The sequence below is a fragment of the Verrucomicrobiota bacterium genome (genome assembly GCA_038744685.1).
Taxonomy (GTDB): Bacteria; Verrucomicrobiota; Verrucomicrobiia; order Opitutales; family Puniceicoccaceae; genus Puniceicoccus.
In genome coordinates this window covers 44,294-65,423 of sequence record JBCDMB010000017.1, presented here as the reverse complement: position 1 = coordinate 65,423, position 21,130 = coordinate 44,294, and the positions used below count along the sequence as shown (strand labels likewise).

The window sequence follows — 21,130 nt, the reverse complement described above, 5'->3', positions numbered from 1 at the left end:
TCAATTGTTCTTCGGATCCAATGATAGTGGCCTCTCCGCCCAGCAACGTTCCCAGATTGTTTTTGCCGACTTCCCAGGCGATGAGACAATCCAGCTGGCCGACGGCGAAGTCGTTCCTGTCCCAGAACCCGCCGCTATTGCAGCCACCCTTGGCTTGGCCGCACTCATCGGTTGGAGAGAACGCAGGCGTATTATCTCCATCTCGAAAAAGATGCAGCGTCTCTCAAAGGCTGTTCTCCCAGACTAGTTGTCTTCTAACCGAAGACGATAGACCTGAACTTCGAAAAGGCCGCCGTTGGGGGAGGAGGAGGGATTGGCGCTTCGCTTTGTCGGCTTCTCCATTCGTAGCTGAGCAATGGATGGAAAAGAAAATTCGGCCCGCCTACGCTCTACGAGCTACGGAGGGCGCCATTCTTCGCTTCGCCCTGCTCAGCGTAGAATGGCGGAGGAGGAGGGATTCGAACCCCCGGTACCGTTTCCGGCACACCTGATTTCGAGGAAAGTATTTTAGATATTTAAACCCTTGATTAACAATGATTTAAAATTACTTTATCCGCTTAGTTTTCCGCTTTTTGATTGGATATCATCTCGCTAGCACTGACAATGTTAGTCACAAAGTAACCGATCAGGCTCCCTGTAATTCCGCAAATTGCCATTGTCAGGGGAAACCATACCGTTGGCACCAACTCATGGTAGAATGCCCAAAGAAAAAACACTTCAGCCAATAGAAAGTAAGAAATCGATATCCAAAGAGCCCAGTTTAATACTCTTTTTTTGTCACCTCTTCCAAACATCCAAGAGAAAAATACGAACGCGGAAGCTCCAGCAATTCTAGCAAACCCGGCTGCGGCCACCCGCCGCCATTCCTCAGAAACCAAAAACACCCAACTGCCGGGAATGAATCCGGCAATTAAAAAGAAAATATACCCAAGGATGGCCCCAAAAATTAATGAAATCACGCCATTCACTTTACGTGCCTCATTATTTGTTTCCGTTTTGGCTCGGAGACTGTCTGCAAGCAGAGCGCGACGTTTCGCTTCTGCTTCTAGTTCGTCAAGACTACCGTCCATTCTCGGATAATGATTGTTCTAAATCCTTTCAACCAAGCAAGCGAAAACCCATCAAATTATCTCTCCGCTGTTTCTTCAGCTACAGCTGCGGCAAATCCTGACAGATCAATACCCTCCAAATCAAAGCCAATTGGTTCGGGTGATTCCTCTATTTCCTTCCAGTTAACGGCTGGATCCCGAACAAATTTCACCAGTCCAACTCCTAAACCTTGCGAGTAAATTCTCTGCATCAAGCTTACAACGGTTTCGTTACTTGCCCTACGTAATGCATCTGATCTTGAGGCCCGTTCCAGCAGTTTTCTGCGTTCCAATCCTACGTGCCTCATCAATAGCTCGTGATTCTTGCTGCCCTTCTTCATGACTAAACGTTCCTTTGTCTTAGGATGGGTAAACACTTCGCTTGGAATGCCTGGTATCACCCTTGTATCGGCCGTGCGTTTGTAAAGGGTTTCGATAAATCTGTAGATTGGCTCAGACTCTTTTGACTGTAGATCAACTGGGTTGAGCAGATGCCATTGCCATGGATTTTCTCCTTCTGGAGTGCGTAACACTCGTTCTCCTAACAAGCCCACTTTTACAGGATGGTCTTTGTCTAGCCGATGAAGCTTATAATTCCATACGTTCTTAAACGTCTCTCCAATCGTTTCGCCGGTCAGTTCTGGAATGTATTCATACTGCGTTTTTAAAGCAGCGGTTAACGTATTTGGAACGACTGTTGATCCTACAGCTTGAAAGAAATTACGTGCCCAACGATCCGCACGTCCTGATTGGATGGCTCCGAGAAATCCGGCCATATTTAAGAGAGGAGTCGCTTCAGCGATGTAGCTCAACGTATTTGGCATATCTTCTGACGATGGGATCGCCCGGTTCCACCATTCCAATGGAGGCACGATCTTTCCTTCTGCCTTGTCTTTCTCCTGCCTCCATTGCATTTCGGTTTCGCCCTGAAGAATCATTCCCCATATCCCAAGTTTTTCATAGGCGACGGTGATATCTCCATCTTGAAAACTGCCGTCCTCTCCAACTAGCAACCTCCTCAGTCCACTAAGATTCATTGACCCAGGAGGTTGAGCAAAACTGTAACTCAAGGCTTTCAATTTCTTGTCCCGATAATCAATGTGCGGAGTCACCACACCGTTCTGCCACAAATATCCAGCAGCCCCAAACATTGTCATCCCCGCCAACCCTGCGGCCAAATGATCAATCGCTTTGTCTTGTTGCCCTTGGCCCGCCCGATACACCGCCATTCCAAAACTAATTCCAGGGACTCTGTATCGAACTGCCTCCACGATAAAGTTGGTTGGAAACTGAACAAACGGAACTACAGCCGACGTTACGTAACGAAGGGCACCGCCAACCTTTGGAATCTTCTCCAAGTCACGCATCCATTCAGCAAACTTACGAGAAAACGCATTATCTTGCATGAAAACCGCAGCTTTAGCCTTCTCCGCAATTAAATCTCTGCTGACTGGGTCTGGATGTTGAATAAACCTTTCGCGATCTACTCCACGCAAACCTCTTAACGCCGTTTCCTGTGATCGACCTGCACGCTCTGCCCCATAACGGAACGGTTTGTCCCCAAACTGGAGCATACGGGCAACCGCTTCAGGAGGCACTCCAAACAATCCCTCAAGTAGCTTCTTTGCTCTATCTGATAGTGCGACTTGTCCGTTTTCCATCACCGGCATAATCCCACGAGATGAAGGAGATAAGGCTTGGATCATAGCACGCATAGGTCTAAAGCCTCGGTGCAGCTCCGCTTTTATGTAATCGTCTGGAGAACCACCCTTTAACAGAACTTCGGCCCCCTGTTTTAATCCATCAAACGCCCCTTTCAACCCTTCGCCGTAGTCCTTTGGATTAAGTTTTCGAGTGCGTTTTCCTGTTCTCAAGCTCACAAGAAAATCAAGTCCCGAACCTATGATGTTCTTACTGATCCAAACAGGCTGCAACGTCATGTTGCCAATCACGTTTATCATCAGCGAACTCGATGTAAGTAAATTTAGTTTCATCGTGTCCGCCAACGTTTTAAACATGCGCTGAGGCGTGTAATCCATTGCCCACTCATCAAAGGCCCTCGCCGTCGCAGCAGCCTCTTTCTTTAATCCCGCTATCTGAGCGGCAGTCTTATCGGTAAAGTTCTGCTGCAAGCTTACCTCTGCCTCCTTCAGTCTTTCCATTGCTTGCAACCGTGCATCGGCCAGTTCCCTTCCACGCTGTAGGGCTTGATCGGGGATCTTTCGATTAAATTGAGCGGCCAAATCGTCTACCATCGACACCATCCCAGCAGGGGTGGTCGTCTTGATCTCACCAAACTGTTGCAACATCTGGGCCACTGAAGTTCCGCGCTTTGACAGTTCCTCCCGAATGGAACGTATGGGTTCCCCGCGAGTAAGACGTCGGTTCATTAGTTCAAGACCTGCCAAAACGGAATAGTTTTCTCCACTTCCTGTCGTTGCTTCTGCTTTTCGAAAGACATCTTCCAACTGCGAGTCTGGCATCTGCGTGACAATCTGCCGTCCTGTCTCGTTTGACTGTGGGGTATAGTATTCCTCCGGGTTCGCGCGGACCTCGTTGACATCCATGCGCTCGTCACCCTCCATTCGCCGCGAGAAACCCCGTTGACGGTTCCCTTCAGCTTCCTGCAAGACTTTGACCTCTGCCGCCTCGTCTGCGGCCGATACGGACGTTTTATCACGAAGCTGTTTAATCTGCTCGGCCTGTTCTGCGGCTTCATCTGTCAGTGCACGGGCAATCTCCGTATCTGGGAGGTCAGCCTTTCGACCGATCTCCTTAAGTGCCTGCTGAGTATCCATCTTTGCCAGATCCTCTGGTTGCACTCCGAAGCGGCGGGCAATCACCCGGCCAATCTCTCCCAACAGAGGGAACGATCCTCCCACTAGACTACCCAAGCCTGCATCGGCAAAGAATCGCTTCCATTCAAACCCCTCCTGAGCGTTCGCACTTTCCGCCCCTTTTTGCAGAAGCGGGTTTGCTAACGCGTTGATCGTTCCTACCTCGCCGGCCTTAACGGTCATTCGCATGGGAAGCGATGCCACCTGTTTTACCGATCCTCCAATAAAGTTAATTGGATCTACGGCCGCCCCCGCCAACTGACCGGCAAACGCGGCCGCATTGTCTTTTACCCCTGTAGAATTTAAAGCCGCAAACCTTGCCTGTTTTCCCGCTTCGTCCAAAAGACCAGCAAATCGTTTCTCGTTTAATTCCGCCTGAAGTTCGGCACGTTCCGTGCGATGAGCGACAAGCAATCCCTGTAATTCCTCTTCTTTTGCGGCGCGGTAGTACTTTTCATCTCGCCAACCTTTATGCCAAGGATGCCTTATTGTGAGCATACCTCCAATAGCTTCCCATACTGGGATATTTTCCTCTTTACCTCCAGCTTCCCGCCGCTTCAGCTCAGCGGTGATCAAGTTCTCAACGCGGATGCTGTCTTCGATCTCTTGGTTGGCTCCGTAACCAATTAGAGGATCTCCACCTACACTCTTCCGCCGGAGCTCGGCGCCCAAAGTGTTGTAGTTGCCCCATGCATCACGGAAGTTCAGGACAAACGATTCCGCCATCGTGGGATCTTTGCCGTACGCTTCCAGGTAGTTACGGCCGTAGGTCTCTACCAGCGTGCGCCGTTGCTCATCGGTCAAAACAGGATCGCTTAGTGTGTTGCGAACAAATGGGTGTGTTTCAATCGGAACTTCTGGGGGGGTAACGGCTTCCTTAAATCCACTCAAATCCAAACTTGGCTTGGGTTCTACCGTATCAGCCAGGCCGCTTGCATCAACGCCGCGCGCAGGAGACTCTTCGGCTACTGCTGCCGCAAACCCAGAAAGATCCAACTTTTGCGGTTGGCGAGCCAATTCTCTAGCAAATCCACTTAAATCGAGGCTCGGTTGGGGTTTCACTTGGTCAGCGCCCGCACCAGCATTAACGGTGCGTCCAGGAGCTTCTTCGGCTACTGCTGCAGCAAACCCAGAAAGGTCTAGCTCTTGCGGTTCGCGGGCCATACTACGCTAAAGTTGCCCGTCCCTGCGCAGCCCATCAATTGCCTCTTGACGACTTACGTTATTATCCCGCATCACAACCGATATCCCTCGCTCTTGCGCGGCAGTATACGGGCTATCCTCTGGCACAGTTCCGCCGGAAGGCACAACCGCCGAAGCTGAATCTTGATTAGGTCCAGAAAAACTATTGCCGTAAATGCGTTCCGCGTCAGCGGCGGTCGGGGGCCGTCGTACAACTGGGCCTAATCCTTCTTCAGTTGCTTCCTCTATAGGATCCATTATCAACGCTAGGCCCTCCCAATCTTTTGCATCAATTAGTCGCTTTCTTTCCTCTGCGATTCTAATCCGCTGAGGCGATGCAGGTTCATTCTCTTGATTCACTTGCATTTGGGCGCGCCAGCGGCCATTGCTATCTTGCGTAATTTGCCCTGGAGAACCCCCTAGCGCTGCCCGCGCCTCTTCTGGAGTGGAAAACCCGATCTCCGGCTGAGGCGCGAGGTCCCTCATACGGTCTGCCTGTTCTTGATGCCCCGCACGTTCCAATCGCAGTATGGATGTTTCCCAATCTTCGGGAAGGGAAGTTGTATCAGATGGAAATCTGCTCAATCGATCAAACTCATCGACAAACATATCTCTACCCACCTCTTGGCGGCTAGGGGGTTTTTGGCTCGCTATGTAGGCATCTAAGTTGCCTCCCCAGCGGGCTACTCGATTGGCCTCCCGTTCGTTCCTTGGCCCCCCCTGTGCAGCGATTGCGCGGATGTCTGCCGGGGCGTCGCCTGAACTTCTCAGCGGCCGACCACCGCCTTGATCAAATCCTGCCCGCGACGCGCGGTTCCGCTCCGTCAGGTTAGCCGTTCCAAAGGTGATCTCGTCTATCCTCTTTGCCTCCTGTTCACGCGCGATCTCTGCGTAATAGTTGTCATCAATCCGCTGTCTTGCGGCAGACCCCGATGTGAGGTCCGGCCGTGTTAGCCGGTCAATCTCTTCAACAGAGACTGGCGTTTGTGACGGGGGTGCTGCCACATCCAGCCGCATCGCATTGTCAAATCGTGCCAGATCCGCAGTGCTGGTTGCATTCGTGGGTTCCTGTACGGACAACCCTTCCAGCGGGTCGAGCGGCTCCCCGTATTGCCGCTCGGGCGTCTCCGTCGCAATCGGCTGCACTCGCCGCATTGACAGCTCGCCGCCACCTGGGAACCGAATAATCTCGTCAAGACTCGGCGGCCGACCGGTTACTCCTGCCGCTTCCGTCCCTTCCGTGCCAAACTCGATGCCGTCCGCTGCATTTGCCTCATTAGCTCGCAGCACTGCCAACGTCCGATCCGTCTCTGCGGCAACTGCTAATTCCCTGTCACGTTTTCTTTTCTCTTCCTCTGTCATGGTTCTACTCCTCCTTGTTTATTTTTCTTTTTGCAGTTACGGGAAATTGATCTGAAAACTACCAAATGCTGATGTTGCATTTTCTGAATTGACTAAAATTCTAACTGAGATGGGTACTACAGCAGCAGGCAAATTGATGCTGAAACTCCCACCTATACTGGCTGATTCGTCATCTCCATCACTGTCGGCAAAAACAGTTATTCCACTTACTCGAATAGAAAATCTTATATCTGGACCCGGATTTCCTCCACTACTGTTGCAATTGTAAGAACCATTTAGTGTAAAATCCTGCACGGCTTGGTATCTCCATGCGACACCATCTCCTTCAAGTATACCCTCATTTGAAAAACTGGTTGAATAAGAGGCCCCGGGATTAGAATTTACTGTATCGTATTCGTAGTTCCCTCCAGACAACGGATCTATCCTAAAAACCCGCCAAGGCCAACGAGGTGAGGTGTTGTCCATCGCGCAGTTTACGGGGTCGGCCGTCGTGTTTATGTCTGGGTCTGGATCGATATCCAAAAACGAATCGGACACGTCTGCAAATGGCCCTGCTCGTAAAATAGCCATCAGTCAAAACTCCCCGATACCGTTACTGTTCCTGCCGTGTTGTCATCGAGGACGACATCCAGAGTAATCCCAGCAGCCGACCCACCGCCAGCCGCTCTCCGATTGGCAAACTCATCATCGGGCTCTTCTTGGGTCTCAATCCGGATTCGTTTTGCCAATTCAGGTTTGCGCGCGAGATCTAGTTGATTAAATCGCGAAGAAGTAGCCTGTTCAACTTCGTCCATACTTACACATAACTTGGAATTGTGATTTGTGGCCCAAACCGGAACTCGCTTATCACCGCATCGGGATACGCCACCCGTTCACTGGATATTGGAGCAGCACTTACATCAAAGAATGGAGAACTGCCTGTAATGGTGATGATATAAGTCCAGGAGGTTGTTGTTTCATTGATCCTCGATCCCCAATAGGTTCCAGCCGCACTGGGCCACGTAAACACACTGGCCGATGGCGATACCGTAGTTGAGTTTCCGTCTTCGCCCTCCGTCGTTGTCCCCGCTCCGGCGAAGGTTGAGGTTCCCAAGCTGATTGCTGCGCGATCCCCCGTGCTCGCATTAGTGATTGTAATCGTAGCACCTACAGCACTTGCGCTGAATTCGGAGTCTCCGTTAATCGAGGAAGCGATTGCTGTGGCAGCGGACGTTGCACTGGCATCGGTGACGATGCCCGTCACCTCGAGCAACCGACCACCCGTAGGAGCCGAAGGCGCACTGGTCCCACTATTGTCCACATCGAACCACACTCTAACGGGTCCAGCAGAATCATATACATCAAAATAGAGCCCATCTAGGCTATCGCTTAAATCTGCGACTGCAGTAATTTCATCGACCTGAGCCACTGCCGTATTCAGCGCACTGACCCGGACCTCATACTGATTGAGTGCCGACAGTCCAGTAATGTCATAAGTTGAAGTTGCGGCAGCGATGGTGGAACTGGCAGTCGTCCACGAACCCGCGCCAGTTATATCCCTATACTCGACTTTGTTGAACTCGTGTGTAGTTTGCGCATTGGTCCAGGTCACACGGATTACCCCCGCGCTCTCTGCTGCTGCATTTACATTGGTGGGTGCTGATACTTGCATTGTTCTGTCTTACAAGGTGATTTCTTTTACGGAGTAGTAGGGCGTACCCGTGTTGAGATCGCGAAAAGCAAAGGTGGGCTTTACCTCATAAAGACCAGTTTCCAAAGGCGCGGTACCTACCTGTTCGGCTCTGATTAACGTGCGGGTTGTGCTTTCGCGTCTGTCTGACAAATCTTCTGTAAATGAGAAATAAAGAATAGACTCCGCAGTCGAAGTGGCTGCCTCTTGTCCAGCTGAATTCAAGAGCTTAGTTTGCGGTAGATACTGCGTAGATTTATTAAGTTTCGAACCTACACCCCGCATCCGCACTGCAGACTCGGTAATCCATACTCCATAACTCGCGAGATTGTTTGCGTATGGCGTTGATGGTGCTGGGGGATTACTGGTTATCCACTCTCTAACTGTCGCCGTTACTGGTTTGCGGCTGGCCCGAGTTGGTTTTACATAGGCTACGGTTCCGAAAACCCGCCTGTTAATTGGTTCAATGTCAGTGACCTCTTCAACATCATCGATTTCGGTAAGGACGGGCATCCCTGTTGTTCGGATAAACCCCTGTTGATTGGGTGCTCCTCCATCAATAACCGCTTCGTAAAGTTGCTCAGTATGCACGGCATACGCCTGTTCTTCTAGCGACACCGTTCCCGGATCTACAATATCCAAGGTAGTTGGATAGGAAAACGCATGCTGTTCTCCAATGCGCGTCGTAAAATGATAATTGTAAGTCTTGATACCCTCAAAGTCTGATTCCGCTTTTCGGGTTAAAACAGTGTTTGCCACACTTGGTTGGGTAGCAAATGCCTGAATAACAATGTCAATCGTGCCCGCTACCGGCCCCTGTGCCTCTGTTCGCCCCAGTGTGCCCGGCTCCATCCACAGCGTGCGCACACGAGCGATCCGGTCATCGCCTGCGTCGTCGTCCACTTCCGCCAAGTACAGCGTCTTGCCTCCGAAATCCAGTGTAGATACGCCCACATCCTCCTCGTCATACTCGACTGCTGTTCCGGGCAGGGCTACCTCCACGTATTCCATCGTCCGTAGTCCGCGCCGGGGGGCTTTTGCCCGCACCGGCTCCTCATTCGTCCACGTGCTCGTCAGCGTCACATACCGCTCGTAGACATACATGCCCCCCAGATCCGGCGACACATCGGCAAACACCTCCACCAAGTGCACATCCGTAAACGCCTCATTGGTGCGTACTGGTTTACTTTTACCGGTAGGTCCGGTCGCACTATCTGCCGTGGCAAACGCGGCCAACAATTCCCCCGCAACTTTATCGGAATAGACCAGCGTCTTCGTGCGCGGGCCAAACCACCGCTCTACCTGCAAGCGGTTATTGTGCAGCCGCGTGATCTTCGGCTCGCGAAGGGATTTGAGATTGGTATTGCGCAGTGCCATGGCCTCATTCTTCTACCGGCCCCACCCCATCTGTGGCACCTGCACCCGTGCTTGCACCCGGGGCTGCGTGTTCATCTGCGCGTAGCGGCGGCACAGCTCATCCAGCCGCTCGATCCCCCGTGCCTTAGCCTGGCTGGCCGCTGCTGTGTTTCCCTGCCCTGCATAATAGTCACTTGCTGCCAGCTCCACCGCTGGCTGGCGAAACACCTCGTAGACCGTTGGCGTAGGACTATCGTCCAGCCAATCCGGCGCAGCCGGTGCGTAGTGGTAGTAGACCCAGTCCGGCGCACTCGCATCCAACCGCAATTCTGTCCCGTTGAAAAACGAAGTCCGCACCATCTGCGCATGCTCATTCTCCCGTGGGTCTTCCGCCCACACACCAAAGACCGTGCGGCCATCCGAAAGATCAATACTGCGGTAGACGCTGCGCGTAACGCTGGGCGCGGGATCGTCCCCAGAAGCTGCGATCCATCCTTGATCGGGCGGGGTTTCGGTCACCACCCCAATCGATCCTGAAGTATAATACGTTACTGAACCATCGGGGTTCCTTAGTCGCCAAAGTTGGTTAAACGGTGTCGGGTCATCCAATAAGTCAATTGCGACTGTCACTCCATCGCTCTCGTATTGCGAGTATCGGGGGAATGTGTTAAAGTCTCCCCTACGTGCATAATACCCATCGACAGCTACCGTCCCCGCTCCCGAAACTACATACGCATCCGCCCGCGTATCCTCGTGCACCAGCACCTTCAGGAAATCCCACTGTGCATACTCCCAGCACTCCCTCAGCCGCATATTCAGTATGGCCTTGACATCATTGTAGTCCGCACTCGGCGGCGACTCCTGCTCAAGCCCCAGCCGGTAGAGCGTGTATTCGACAACGGAATCAAAAGTGACTGTCGGTAGACTCATGGCTTCGTTTTAATTTTAAGGACTTGCGAACAATCCAGCTCCGGTCACCGTAGCCTCCACTCCCGCGCCTACGCCTTCAAGGGCACCAGCGGCTCCTTGTGCGCCTGCTTCAATAACAGTCTGGTTAGTAGCGTTTACACTATCCATCGCATTATTAACGGTCTCAAAGGTTTTGAACGCTCCGAATACTGCCAAGCCGGACCACACGTCCACTCCCATTTCCTGAGCAGGGCTCGTCGCTGCGATGAAGTATTTGGCAAACATATCAAACGGCCAGGGCTGGCCGACTGGCACCTCTATATCTCCAAACTCATTCGGTATCTTGACCTTATTGTTGGCGTAGAACCTATCTTGATACTCGGCATAAGCATTGATAAGGATCCCATTGACCATTTCTACGTGTGCAAACTTTCGATCTGATGCTGTGAAGAAGTTAATCCAACCTTCCCACCACCCCTCGGGAGTGCTGAGTTGAGTTAAAGCCGACTGGATCATTGGAGAACCCGGGCCGTCAGGGATAAACGTCCCGCCGACCATAGTTCCAAGAAACATGCCGTCATCGTCAAAATACGGGCTGACATAAACAGGTGCAGGAGCATCTTCAGCCTGATCAGAACTTCCCAGCATCGGCGCGGATTGAGCGGGCAAATCCTGCATTTTTCCACCCACGACAGGCGGTCCTTGAACAAACGTGGGCTGCTTACTGGCGCACCCAACCAAGCCCAGCGTTGCGATACATACTAAACCTAAAATTAACGTCTCGAGTTTTCTATTCATTGGTCTTCTTCGGTTCAGATTTCGGATTGGAAAATAAGGCCAGCAACGCGCCGACTAGCGCCCCGAGCACCGGGATTGGATCTGTTGCGGCACGGTCGAGAATTCTCTGAACTACGGCAGCGGCAGCACCCACATGTTGCTGTAGCTCCTGAACGTCAGCGTTGGTTTCTACAAACACAGGGTTATCTAAGAACTCTTGAGTTTCGTTGTATAAATTCGTCGCTGTGGCTTCGGCGTTCGAAATTACGTTCTTCCCCCAGACCGCCAATTTATCTTGATACTCTTCCAAGACCGCTTGCCCGTCTACCATCTCAAAGCTCCGGTAAATTCTTAACTCACCGTCCTTAGCGATTTCGGTCTCTCTGACCTTCTGTTCCACCTGAGTGGTTGCAGGAACGGGCATAGCCTCCACAAAAACCGGCTCAGGTTTTGGAGCTGCCTCTAAAACGATAGCAGGAGGATCATTCAATAGATCCTGTTCAGTAGGTTGCGCTGGGTCCGACGCGAGCAAGGCTACTACTGAGCCCACACCCACAGTAGCTCCACTGCGTCCTGTGTAACGGTGGGTTAATCCTTTTACAATTGGCTCTTTCACCTTCATGTCGCTACCTCCCATCGGCCTTCTCCGGTCCCAAGAATCAATCGATACCAAGGCTGAAAGATGATTAGCCCGAGTTTCTGCCGAAGTGTTTGAATCTTGCTAACCGTCTCATCCACAGGCCACGCCGCTAGCATGTGAGCGTATATCCTGGCAGCTTCAACGATCGAAAGATTCAGATAGACTTTCTTTGCCTCCGAGATCACTTCCCTCATCACATTCTGACCGTGCCTCGGATCAAAGACCGTCACCAACAACTCCCGGTGCTCTTCTTCAATCCAATACACCAGTGTCTTCCGGCCCATTCTGTCGTGTTTGAAGGCGGCCGCGATAACACCTTCCAGGAGCCTGTCGCCGACTACCTTCTTGAGCAGTTTTCCGATTTGTCTAGTCCACCATCCTTCTGCTTGTGGTGACGGATAGGACGCTCCGTCCGACGCGGCTCCAGGCCAGTCCACCCACAACCGATTGTGTCGGTCAATGAAGGCTGAGGGAGCATCAAGAACATGCCCATTTTTGACTCTTCCCCGAACGGTCCCATCCGGCAATACCCAATGGACTTTCGCGGGGGAACAATGCAGATCAGTCAGCCATACATCGCGCCTTGCAGCTTCAGATCGGGCCTTTTGTAGCCTGCGTTTTCTGACTACTTCCGGCCTCATGCCAGACCCTTCTTAGGGGCGTGATTCTGCCCGGTGTAGTAGCGGTTCAGGAAGTTCTCCCACGGCACATGAAATCGTCCTCTGTCGCCTACGTGCTCATCCCATGATCCGAGCAAAGTGACCATGATCCTCGAATCGGGGAAACGACTAAGGTTTTCAACGACTTCTCGGTGCCAGTAACCAGGCTCATTGCGGCTCCGGTAAAACGCCTGACCCCTGATCCCGGTTCGCCTCACCTGCGAAGACCGCATGTCCCCCACGGGTATTTTGGTAGATACCCAAATCGGTAACCGCTCCAGCTTGATCCACTGTAACCACATCCGCAGAGAGTAATTGGTTCCGGGGGCGAACTGCCCCGCCTCGTCGGTAAACGTGGGCATTTTGTAATACCCTAAATCGAGTTTGATCGAGCTGTCTTTGTAGTCGGCAGGTGGAGCTTCAAAGACACTGTCAGGCTCCCAAAACGAAGAAGATCGAAGACCCACTTCCTTCATCCCTTCCATCATTTGGCGGGAAGTCATTCCCTCATCCTTATCAAGTCGCCCAAAGTGATTACGGATCGCGTTGTAGGCACCCTCACGGGACAAACCACTTGGACCCTCTCCCGGCCAAAACCGACCATAAAGCATGTCGATTCCATTGACTCCTGCATGGAGAGTGCAGGACGAGCGACGCCCTTGATTTGACGCTTTGACTCCAAACTCCCCGAGTCCAGGCATCGCCAGCATTTCATCGATTGAAAGGTTGGCCGCTGCTCTACTCATGTTTGGCAGATGGTCCCGAGGATCGGGCTCATCCATGATGGACTGCGGCGTATGCAGCAAAATCTCTGAAAGGTCTTCGCTCATTCTCCTACGTGCTCGACGATTTTCACCCGATCCCAGGTCCGTTGCTGTAGATCCACAAAATCGTATCCGTGGAACTCCGACGCCGCTTGCAGCTCGATCAACGGTCTTTCGGTAGGCGGTTCCGCGAAGAAACGTTCTTTTGTCAGATATTCTCTATCGTCTGTCAGAAAGAGCCAGTTCAACGCAGTCGTTCGCACCAGCTCGTTCTTATTAACGACACCCCTTTGGCTACTGTTGGTCGTGGCACAGCCAAAGACCACCAAGCAAGAGGCGACTAAAATCAGTTGCTTCATAGTTCGCCGAAAATAGCCTCCCTTAGCTCTGGAATTTGAGTCCGATCATAAGGCTCTGTCGCCCGCTTGAAATCGGCCATCGTCCAGAAATCGTCCGTCGCTACTTGAACAAAGTAATCGAACTTTTCCGGGGAAAGCTCCCACGCCTGCCAACCGAATTTGAGCAAGCCCTTTGGTATAACTGTGCGCGTCTCAATGGCTAGAACTGCAGGCTCTGGCCAATCGACCTCGGTCATTCCAAACCGATCTTCGGGAATCCTAACATCCCACGTGGGATCGGTCGGGTAGGCGATCTCAGTTGCGGTCGCGCTGACCGTAAAGGCTAGCAGCAAGAGAGTCATTAGTGTTTTCATGGTATTAGTATTTTGTGATTTGTCCGTTGAGTAATCGGTTCTTCTCCCACTTTTCCTTCCAAGTGAGGGTTTCTGCCGGGACCGCGTAATCGACACCCAATGCCACCCGCGCTACAGGCACCCGCGAAGGTTGATACATGCTGAGAACGTCGATCTTCTCCCGGTCAGTCCAACCCTCCTCTTCGGCTGTCTGGACGAGATATTCAATCTCGCTGTCCGGCAGTGCGAAGCGAACGGATCTTACATTAAAAATGACACCGAAGAACGTCCACGCCTGCCGGGTGGAAATAGTCACCCCCTCGTCTTCGGCCGGGATTTCCCCTAGAGGCTCATACGTCCGGTAAAACGTTGTAATCGGCGTATTGTTGTCGATTTTAAAGACCGTCCGGACCTTATCGTCGATGAGCTCACCGGTATAAAAAGCGGGTTGGTCTGCAAAGGTGGAGGCAAAAGCCAGAATGAAGCTGGCGATTAGTGTGATGTTTTTTAGTTTCATGGTCTTTGTTGTCTGGGTTCAAAATAGGAGGCTATCACCGCGACATCGCGTTTGATGTCTGCCAGATCGTCTTTAAGAAGATCCCTTTCCCGCTCCGCTTTTACATCGGATTGGATCAGAAGAAGTTTTTCCTGTTCCATCCTTGCGAGGTCGCGACGGATCTCGGAAACCGATGAAGCCGAAGTTTGATTCAGAAGGTTTACTTTTGCTTCTACCGCAGCTAGTTTCTTCTCGTAGTTGTGGACCAATACAAAAACCGCCAAGAGTGTGGAGAGCAGCCCAGTGACTGCACCACTCACTATATTTGTCCAGAAAGGTTTCATTCTTATTCAGTTGGAAATTTGGACAACATCTCTTGTCTTACAGACTCTAGCTCAGGAGGAACCGTCGCGCCTTGTATTAGGATTTTGGCTACCTCATAGTCGCCCCTCTCAATAGCGTCCCATACAGGCCGCCGCAAAGGTTCAAAATTGGCTCGAATCAGCGCAGGCTGATTATCCAGCAAAGCCTTTAGTTGATCTGTAAGTGGCAGCTCAGGCGGAGGTGGGATAAAAGCCCAAGCGGCGGCAATCTCAGCCTCCGTGAGAACAAAAGGAGTCGTGGTTACAGTCGGTTCGTCGCCTTCGACGTCCGAAGGAGTCGTGACGATGACGGTCAGCGTCAGAGCCTTACCGTCCCATGCGGTTGTTGCACCTTCCGGAATAGTCACACTTGCTGGCAATGGCTTGGGATACATCCCGCCCCTGCCCTCTACCCGAAAATGAATGGCGTTGGCGTCGACGTGAACTAGAATTGGTTGTTTCATCTTAGGTTAGACTCGGATCGAGGACGATGTAATCGATGCGGACAGCGAGATTGGTCGCTTCTGAGTCGGAGGCGGTTAAGGCGACATTAGGGCGCAATGAAGTTAGGGCGTTCGAATCGGCCATATCTAAGGCAAACGTATTGCCCCGAACCACCGACGATTTTCCTGCCATGTTTAGAGTGACGGTGTCGCCTGTGAGTTGACCGGCTCCCCCAGTGGTGAGCTTCACATCGAGAGTGCCCGTTACCTCGGCTGTATTTTGATTCCAAATACTCAAACGCGTCAGCATAGCCCCCTCTGGCAGAATCGGACGGAGCGACGAGATCAGATCCACGTTGCCCGCGCCAGCGTTGTAGGCGTCGACATTCGGCTCAATTATATAGCCGCTCGCTTTGGGATCAGTCCAAACGGCACCATTCTCGCTAAGTAGTGCGTAGTTTCCGTTTCCGGAGAGATCAGGCACGTAATAGCCCGTGCCCATTGAGAAATCGAGGGCAGTGAGTGCACCGAGTTTCTTTACTGTGAAATCACTGATCGTCAGTGCTGTTGCTGAGGAACTCGCGAAACGGACGATGGGGTTTTCCGTTTCGCGGAAAAGATTGGTGAATCTTACTGAGTAATCACCTGTGCCTGTAACAGTGATAATTGTCGCATAGGACCCAAACGTAACCGTATCAAAAATAGTAAGATCGACATTGCCACCGCTGTGAGCGTCTACGCTAAAACTAATCTCATACTCGGCTCCCAGGCGGATGTTGTCCGGCACTAACCTCGCGTCCGTGGACCCTCCCGAGTCAGTGGCCTCAAATCCTGTAATGTCAGTAGAGGAGAAAGTATCCCACGTATTACTTTGATTGGACCAACTAGATGCTCCATAAGTGACCGTCTCTTTCTTTAATGCCGGATTCCGTGCCAGAAACTCTTTAAGGCCGATCTGTGCCAGACCGTCATCATTGGAATTTGAGAGTAGATCGAGGGCCGTCAGAGACGTGTCAAAAGGTGCAAATTCAGAAAAACCGCCGTTGATAAAATGCGAGCCACCCCGACTACCGAGAACGACGTTCCCGGAAGAAACGCCGCTGAATGCTGCAGACACCGTGTCCGCAAGATCGCCGTCAACGTAGATCAAAAGGTCGTCTACTGATCTCTCAAAATAAAGATGATAGGTTTTTCCAATTTCTGGCAACCAGTCTACATTGATGTTCGCCGATCCTAGTCTGCGGACTACAATTTGGTCATCCTCGTCCCAAAAACCGAACAGGAAGTTTCCCGATCCGCCGACGCTGAGAATTTGAGCAAATGTATCTGCAGCACCCAGCGTGAATTTAAACGCAAGGCTGTCGCCGTCGTCGCCCCACGTCGTGCGTGTATCGATCTCGCCGCTAACCCCATCCAGCCAAACTCCGCCATCCCGAGCGCGGGTGTTGAGGTCGCTCGTGAGACCAGTAACATCGGTTTGCGGAATAGAGTCTCCCGGCTGCAAAGCACTATCTGCTTTCGTCCCTTGAGAGGCTGAAGCAGCTCCGATCGCTGTTCGTATTTGGGCTTGCTCTCCACTCGACGGCGGATCGCCTACAGGTGTATTTCCAAGATCAATACTCATATTTATTCCTCATCAAAGTTAAACGTCAGGGCCTCACCGTTGTAGACAATGGCTTCGCCGTTATAGGTGAGTGGACCGCTCCGAAAGACGGCCGCTCGGATTCTTAGCAATAGTCTACGGGCTCTTTTAAGCGGAGGTAACATGGCTTCGTTCAGTTTCCGGTTATCAGTTCTTTAGTTCACCGTTTCAAAATCTGCGTGAATTGCCGCAATCTGCGGATCAGTTCGGATCATCTGACCGCAGATAAACCGTCAAAACGATCCCACTCGCCGTAAACGTGTTGCCTCCGGTGCGATCAATCAGGGCGGCATAGAGTGCCCCGCCTCCTGCGCCAATCGGCTTTGCCAGTTCCACATCGGCTAGCTGGCTATTGACCAAGTCCGCGTAATCGCTAGCCGCAACTTGCTGCACCGCCACCACTTTCTCTGCCGCCGCATCGCTCGCACTCACCGCGCTCCCAGCCGTGCCCAAAGAGGTATCGTCCTCTAGCAGCACCACATCCAGTGCAGCCCCATTATGGTCTTTGTCCAGCACCGTGATTCGCTCCACCGTGCCCTTCCATCCAGGTGGCAAGACAGTCAATTGCGTCGTAGCGCACAGCACATCCCCCGCAGTCGTAGCGTTCGTATCGAGCACCGGCACCACCCGGCAATCCCGTATCTTAAAATTTCCAATATGATTCATCGTTTTCCTTGGTTTCCCAGTTTTCGGTTTGCCCGCCGTAGCCTTGCGCGGAGGCGGGTTTTCGGTTGGTTAAATTCTAGATCACTTTTTCCATTAAGTTTTCCGTGCTATCCGTGAAATCCGTGGTTAGAATCCGGCGTTGTGTTTGGCAGCTCGAAACCCAGCCTCAGTGGGTATTTCGATCCCGCTTAGGTGCACAGGCGCACCCGCATCATCGATCTGCGGCCGCAGCGCATCATTGCGCTTCAATTCCCACGGTAGAAAATCCGGGTCATCCCACACGTTCTCCATGCGCTCCATGCGCCCCGCATCGGCCTCACGCTCCTCAAACATCCGCTTGAAGTAGTAGCCGCTGGAGATGTTGGCCCCCGGCATCGCCAGTAGCTCCCCATTCTTGCCCCGTGTGGGTCGTTGTCCGCCCACCTGTTGCACTGCCCCCGCCGCAATGATCTGCTCGGCTTCGGCTAGAGCGCGCTTCATCAATACCTCGTTGTCCAAGTTCTCGAGAAAGATCATCAAGTCCTCCTCGGGGATATTGTGGAAGGTAAACATGCCAGTGGTCGATAAGGTCTGCGCCCGGCCCCGCAAACCCTGAAATAGGGCCGGGCGACAAACCAACTGATGATGCTCGGCTCCGTCTTACTGATGCGGGCCGAAGTGGTTGAGATCGGCCACGCGCACATACAGGGCCACCTCGCCCGTATCGATGTCGGCAAGAGCCTTGCCACTCATCGAGCCAAACGCGAAGTCTACCGTATCGGCTGCATTGTAGGCATAGCCCACACTCAGCCCGGCCGCGTAGTCGATTTCCGTGCCGTTGACGTTGAGCTGTGTCGCCGCCAGGTAGCGGTCGGCATCATCCCCATCGCCAATCGTCAGCGTGGTCGAGTTAAAGGCCGCATCGTCCGCATCCTGAAAAGGGATGACTAGGCGCATGGCGACCAGTTGAAAGAGGCTGCCGTCTACTACTGCCAACGTCACCGTCTGCGCGGTGTTGTTCGTAGTCTCCGTCAAGTCCTCGTGATCGATGCTGATCAAGTGCGTTGCCCCCAGGGCGGTACGATCAGCAGGTGGTAGTGGTGAGATATTCATTTCTCTGGAATCTTAGTTTCTATGGTTAGTGTTTTCCCGGCTTCACCCTCGACCCCGGTGTGGGGCGGCCGTAGAGAAAGGAGGGTCTACGGCACGGCCCCACGGGGATCTCAGGTTGGTGAGAAAATCAGTTCAATCGCTCCCCGGCTATTAGGTGAGTGCGGCAGGCACATGCTTGATCATGCCTGTAGGATCGCAGCAAAGGGCCGCACACATATCAATGTGCCCGTCTTCGCCACCCCCGCGCTTGGCAAGCGGCTCGTGGCTCGGCTCCCAGCCGAAGCGATACTCCGCGCAACCTTCGTGCCATCCGATCATCGAGAAAGCACCCGTGTATTTTCCGGGGCTAATCTCGCGGCGTGAAGACGGGGAGCGTTCCCACAACAGGTTGCGGCTCTTGTGCACTTCGACGCGGCCGCCATCGCAGACGAGCACGTTCACAACGGCATTCAGCACCTTGCGCTCTTGGCTTGCGTCACTGCTAAACCGACGGATGTAGGAGAAGTTAGGATCGCCACTGTCCAGCACAGTCCAGTTGCTTACCTTCTGCTTCCAGAAAATCCCGGCGATTGCCGTAAACTTTCCTTCCCGTCCGGTGGCATCGTGATGCTCATTCAGAAGACCTTGGAAAGTTTCCTCGTAGAACTCATCGTGATTCACCGTGCTGATCTGCCCGGCAGGTGTGCGGTAGAGCGGGTCCACCGGCTTGACTGCCTGCGCAGTCGACTGGCACCAGCGGAACATCCCGCGTGTCTCAGAGCCTTTGCCACCCACGCCTTCCAACCGCGCCTCGGCATCGTCACAAGTGATTTGGTCGAAGGCCGTTTTGATCGCCTTCTGCTTCTTCGTCAGCACGCGGAGGTATTGCTTGCCCTTGCCGATTCCGGCTTGGTCTACAAACGTGTTGGCTTTCTTCCCCACGCTGATCAACTCGTCCAGCATGTGGTTGGGCGACTCCAGAATCCGGTAGTTGTCTTCCTCGGTTGCGCCTTCGGTCGGCGTATTGTCCAGCACACCCTCCTTGCTGGCCGTGTCTCTGTCGTCAATCGGGTATTGGGCGATTGGGTTGCTTAAAGGGTCTCCCTTCGGCAACAGTGAAAAGGCTGGCGTCTCCTCCGCATCCACCTCAATCAATCGATTAAGATAGTTGGGATGCACCCCTGTCGTTACATTTTGTGCCGGTCTTGGCATAGTGTCAGTCTCCTGTGTTTAAGTGGTTGTTTACTTGGTATGGTTAGGAGACCGATCCGTTGATGATCCGCGCGCTTATCCGGCGCGTAATGCAGCGGCAAACTCTTCGTCAGTCATGATTGCGTTGCGGGCAGGATCTGGTGATCGGGCGGGCGATTGCGTCGTCTTCGGCACGGGCGGTGGCTTGGTCACGCTCTTGGGCTTTTCTGCGGGGGGCACTTTCTTCCCCTCGGCAATCGCCCAGGCATCTTTGCCATGCTTTTTCAGTAGGCTTTGGCCCAAGGCGATCTGCACCGCTACCTCGCGGTAGTCTGCCTGTGCCTTTACCTCCGGGCGTTTTGCCAGCACCTCATTGACCGCACGGGAGAGCGGGCTACCCCGCTTGGCGAGATCCGGCAACACCTTGCCCACCTCCGCCTCTTTCTGACGCGCCTCGGTCAGCCACTGCTTGCGGGCCGGTAGATCGCGCTGCAAACGCTTGTCTACCACAGCCAGCCGCTTGCGTTGCTCGACCTCCGTCATCGTGCGCTTACCACCCTCGGCAGAGGGATCGGCGATCTGGAACGATTCCGGCTTGGCCATCAGCTCTTGCCGCAGATCCCAAAGCTCGTCTTCGATCTTGTTCAGCGCATCGGTCGTGGTCACATCCGCATAGGGATTCGCCTCGGAGTAGGCCGGGGCAGACTTTTCGGCGCGCAGCTCGGTCAACTCATTGGTCAACCGCTCTACCTCATCGCTCTGTCCGCTGGTACTCTCACGCAGCTCCTCCAGCTCACCTTTATACTCCTCCGCCTTGGCTCGTGCCTTATCGCGGGCCTTCTTTACGATGGCCCCCACCTTCTCGTGCAGCTCCTCGGGTATCTCCGTCAACGCCTCTGGCGAGTCGTCTTCGGCCTCCTCCGTTTCATCTGCGTCGGCGTCCGCTTCCGGCCGCCCGTTCACCAAATCCTCACCCTCGGCAACCGGCGTTTCATCCTCGCTGGTTTTCTCGGGATCGGTCTTCGTTTCTTCCGAAGCAGGGCTTTCCTCCTCCGGAGCGCTGTCTCCAACGCCCAACTCGGCCAAAAGGGCCGCGTCGTTCTCAGCATCACTTAACGCGGTTTGGGTAGGGGATTCCGCTGCCCCCGGTGATGCGACTGGTTCTGTGATGATTTCTTGTGTCATGGCTTAACCCTCCAAGTAGGTAAGCCCCACCAATCACAGCGAAAACACCCTTAGCAATACCCCGCCTGCACAAACCACACGAAACCACACGAAACCACACAGTTACACCCCGATCAGGAGGGGAAGAAGTTGGAAGTTAG

General features: G+C 53.1%; 24 protein-coding genes. 1 reads left to right on the top strand and 23 read right to left on the bottom strand.

The features are described 5' to 3' along the window. Positions 1–247 (top strand): PEP-CTERM sorting domain-containing protein (locus tag AAGJ81_10805; protein MEM0966626.1); only part of this gene is annotated, 247 nt, incomplete at its 5' end. A gap of 310 nt (positions 248–557) precedes the next feature. On the opposite strand, the gene AAGJ81_10800 is transcribed toward AAGJ81_10805, so the two are convergent. The 23 genes from AAGJ81_10800 to AAGJ81_10690 all read right to left on the bottom strand — a co-directional run bounded on the left by AAGJ81_10800 (position 558) and on the right by AAGJ81_10690 (position 20,990). Continuing rightward, complete coding sequence (locus AAGJ81_10800; GenBank protein MEM0966625.1) at positions 558–1,070, bottom strand: hypothetical protein; 513 nt, start codon at positions 1,068–1,070, stop codon at positions 558–560. A gap of 56 nt (positions 1,071–1,126) precedes the next feature. Further along, entirely contained in the window at positions 1,127–5,089 is a 3,963-nt protein-coding gene (locus AAGJ81_10795) for a hypothetical protein (GenBank protein MEM0966624.1), read from the bottom strand. Between the two features lie 6 nt (positions 5,090–5,095). Beyond that, positions 5,096–6,469 (bottom strand): hypothetical protein, encoded by a 1,374-nt coding sequence (locus AAGJ81_10790; protein MEM0966623.1) that lies wholly within the window; start codon positions 6,467–6,469, stop codon positions 5,096–5,098. 36 nt (positions 6,470–6,505) lie between these two features. Continuing rightward, a complete protein-coding gene (locus AAGJ81_10785) occupies positions 6,506–7,039 on the bottom strand; it encodes a hypothetical protein (GenBank protein MEM0966622.1) in 534 nt (177 codons plus the stop codon). After that, complete coding sequence (locus tag AAGJ81_10780) at positions 7,039–7,263, bottom strand: hypothetical protein (protein MEM0966621.1); 225 nt, start codon at positions 7,261–7,263, stop codon at positions 7,039–7,041. The genes AAGJ81_10785 and AAGJ81_10780 overlap by 1 nt, the downstream gene beginning before the upstream one ends. A gap of 2 nt (positions 7,264–7,265) precedes the next feature. Continuing rightward, the gene (locus AAGJ81_10775; protein MEM0966620.1) at positions 7,266–8,120 is read right to left on the bottom strand and encodes a fibronectin type III domain-containing protein; all 855 of its coding nucleotides are present in this window, start codon (positions 8,118–8,120) and stop codon (positions 7,266–7,268) included. A gap of 9 nt (positions 8,121–8,129) precedes the next feature. After that, on the bottom strand, positions 8,130–9,515 hold the full coding sequence (locus AAGJ81_10770) for a hypothetical protein (GenBank protein MEM0966619.1): 1,386 nt from the start codon (positions 9,513–9,515) through the stop codon (positions 8,130–8,132). A gap of 12 nt (positions 9,516–9,527) precedes the next feature. After that, positions 9,528–10,424: a hypothetical protein gene (locus tag AAGJ81_10765; GenBank protein ID MEM0966618.1), complete on the bottom strand. Its 897-nt coding sequence runs from the start codon at positions 10,422–10,424 to the stop codon at positions 9,528–9,530. Positions 10,425–10,439: 15 nt separating this feature from the next. After that, the gene (locus AAGJ81_10760; protein ID MEM0966617.1) at positions 10,440–11,081 is read right to left on the bottom strand and encodes a hypothetical protein; all 642 of its coding nucleotides are present in this window, start codon (positions 11,079–11,081) and stop codon (positions 10,440–10,442) included. Positions 11,082–11,193: 112 nt separating this feature from the next. Continuing rightward, on the bottom strand, positions 11,194–11,802 hold the full coding sequence (locus AAGJ81_10755) for a hypothetical protein (GenBank protein MEM0966616.1): 609 nt from the start codon (positions 11,800–11,802) through the stop codon (positions 11,194–11,196). Then, positions 11,799–12,461, bottom strand: a complete 663-nt coding sequence (locus AAGJ81_10750) for a hypothetical protein (protein ID MEM0966615.1) — start codon at positions 12,459–12,461, stop codon at positions 11,799–11,801. The genes AAGJ81_10755 and AAGJ81_10750 overlap by 4 nt, the downstream gene beginning before the upstream one ends. Then, entirely contained in the window at positions 12,458–13,309 is an 852-nt protein-coding gene (locus AAGJ81_10745) for a hypothetical protein (protein ID MEM0966614.1), read from the bottom strand. The genes AAGJ81_10750 and AAGJ81_10745 overlap by 4 nt, the downstream gene beginning before the upstream one ends. Next, positions 13,306–13,602: a hypothetical protein gene (locus AAGJ81_10740; protein MEM0966613.1), complete on the bottom strand. Its 297-nt coding sequence runs from the start codon at positions 13,600–13,602 to the stop codon at positions 13,306–13,308. Before AAGJ81_10740 ends, AAGJ81_10745 begins: the two co-directional genes overlap by 4 nt. Beyond that, positions 13,599–13,955, bottom strand: a complete 357-nt coding sequence (locus tag AAGJ81_10735) for a hypothetical protein (protein ID MEM0966612.1) — start codon at positions 13,953–13,955, stop codon at positions 13,599–13,601. Before AAGJ81_10735 ends, AAGJ81_10740 begins: the two co-directional genes overlap by 4 nt. A 4-nt stretch (positions 13,956–13,959) precedes the next feature. Beyond that, positions 13,960–14,451 carry a hypothetical protein gene (locus AAGJ81_10730; GenBank protein MEM0966611.1) on the bottom strand — a complete coding sequence of 164 codons (492 nt, stop codon included), beginning with the start codon at positions 14,449–14,451 and terminating at the stop codon, positions 13,960–13,962. After that, positions 14,448–14,774: a hypothetical protein gene (locus tag AAGJ81_10725; GenBank protein ID MEM0966610.1), complete on the bottom strand. Its 327-nt coding sequence runs from the start codon at positions 14,772–14,774 to the stop codon at positions 14,448–14,450. The genes AAGJ81_10730 and AAGJ81_10725 overlap by 4 nt, the downstream gene beginning before the upstream one ends. A 2-nt stretch (positions 14,775–14,776) precedes the next feature. Then, positions 14,777–15,256, bottom strand: coding sequence for a hypothetical protein (locus AAGJ81_10720; GenBank protein ID MEM0966609.1), 480 nt, complete (start codon positions 15,254–15,256; stop codon positions 14,777–14,779). A 1-nt stretch (position 15,257) separates the two neighbouring features. Continuing rightward, positions 15,258–16,859: a hypothetical protein gene (locus tag AAGJ81_10715; protein ID MEM0966608.1), complete on the bottom strand. Its 1,602-nt coding sequence runs from the start codon at positions 16,857–16,859 to the stop codon at positions 15,258–15,260. Positions 16,860–17,078: 219 nt separating this feature from the next. Beyond that, on the bottom strand, positions 17,079–17,543 hold the full coding sequence (locus AAGJ81_10710; protein MEM0966607.1) for a hypothetical protein: 465 nt from the start codon (positions 17,541–17,543) through the stop codon (positions 17,079–17,081). A gap of 126 nt (positions 17,544–17,669) precedes the next feature. Next, entirely contained in the window at positions 17,670–18,095 is a 426-nt protein-coding gene (locus AAGJ81_10705) for a hypothetical protein (protein MEM0966606.1), read from the bottom strand. Between the two features lie 87 nt (positions 18,096–18,182). Continuing rightward, positions 18,183–18,635, bottom strand: coding sequence for a hypothetical protein (locus AAGJ81_10700; protein ID MEM0966605.1), 453 nt, complete (start codon positions 18,633–18,635; stop codon positions 18,183–18,185). A gap of 150 nt (positions 18,636–18,785) precedes the next feature. After that, entirely contained in the window at positions 18,786–19,826 is a 1,041-nt protein-coding gene (locus AAGJ81_10695) for a hypothetical protein (protein ID MEM0966604.1), read from the bottom strand. A gap of 75 nt (positions 19,827–19,901) precedes the next feature. After that, the gene (locus AAGJ81_10690) at positions 19,902–20,990 is read right to left on the bottom strand and encodes a hypothetical protein (protein MEM0966603.1); all 1,089 of its coding nucleotides are present in this window, start codon (positions 20,988–20,990) and stop codon (positions 19,902–19,904) included. Positions 20,991–21,130: the final 140 nt, after the last annotated feature.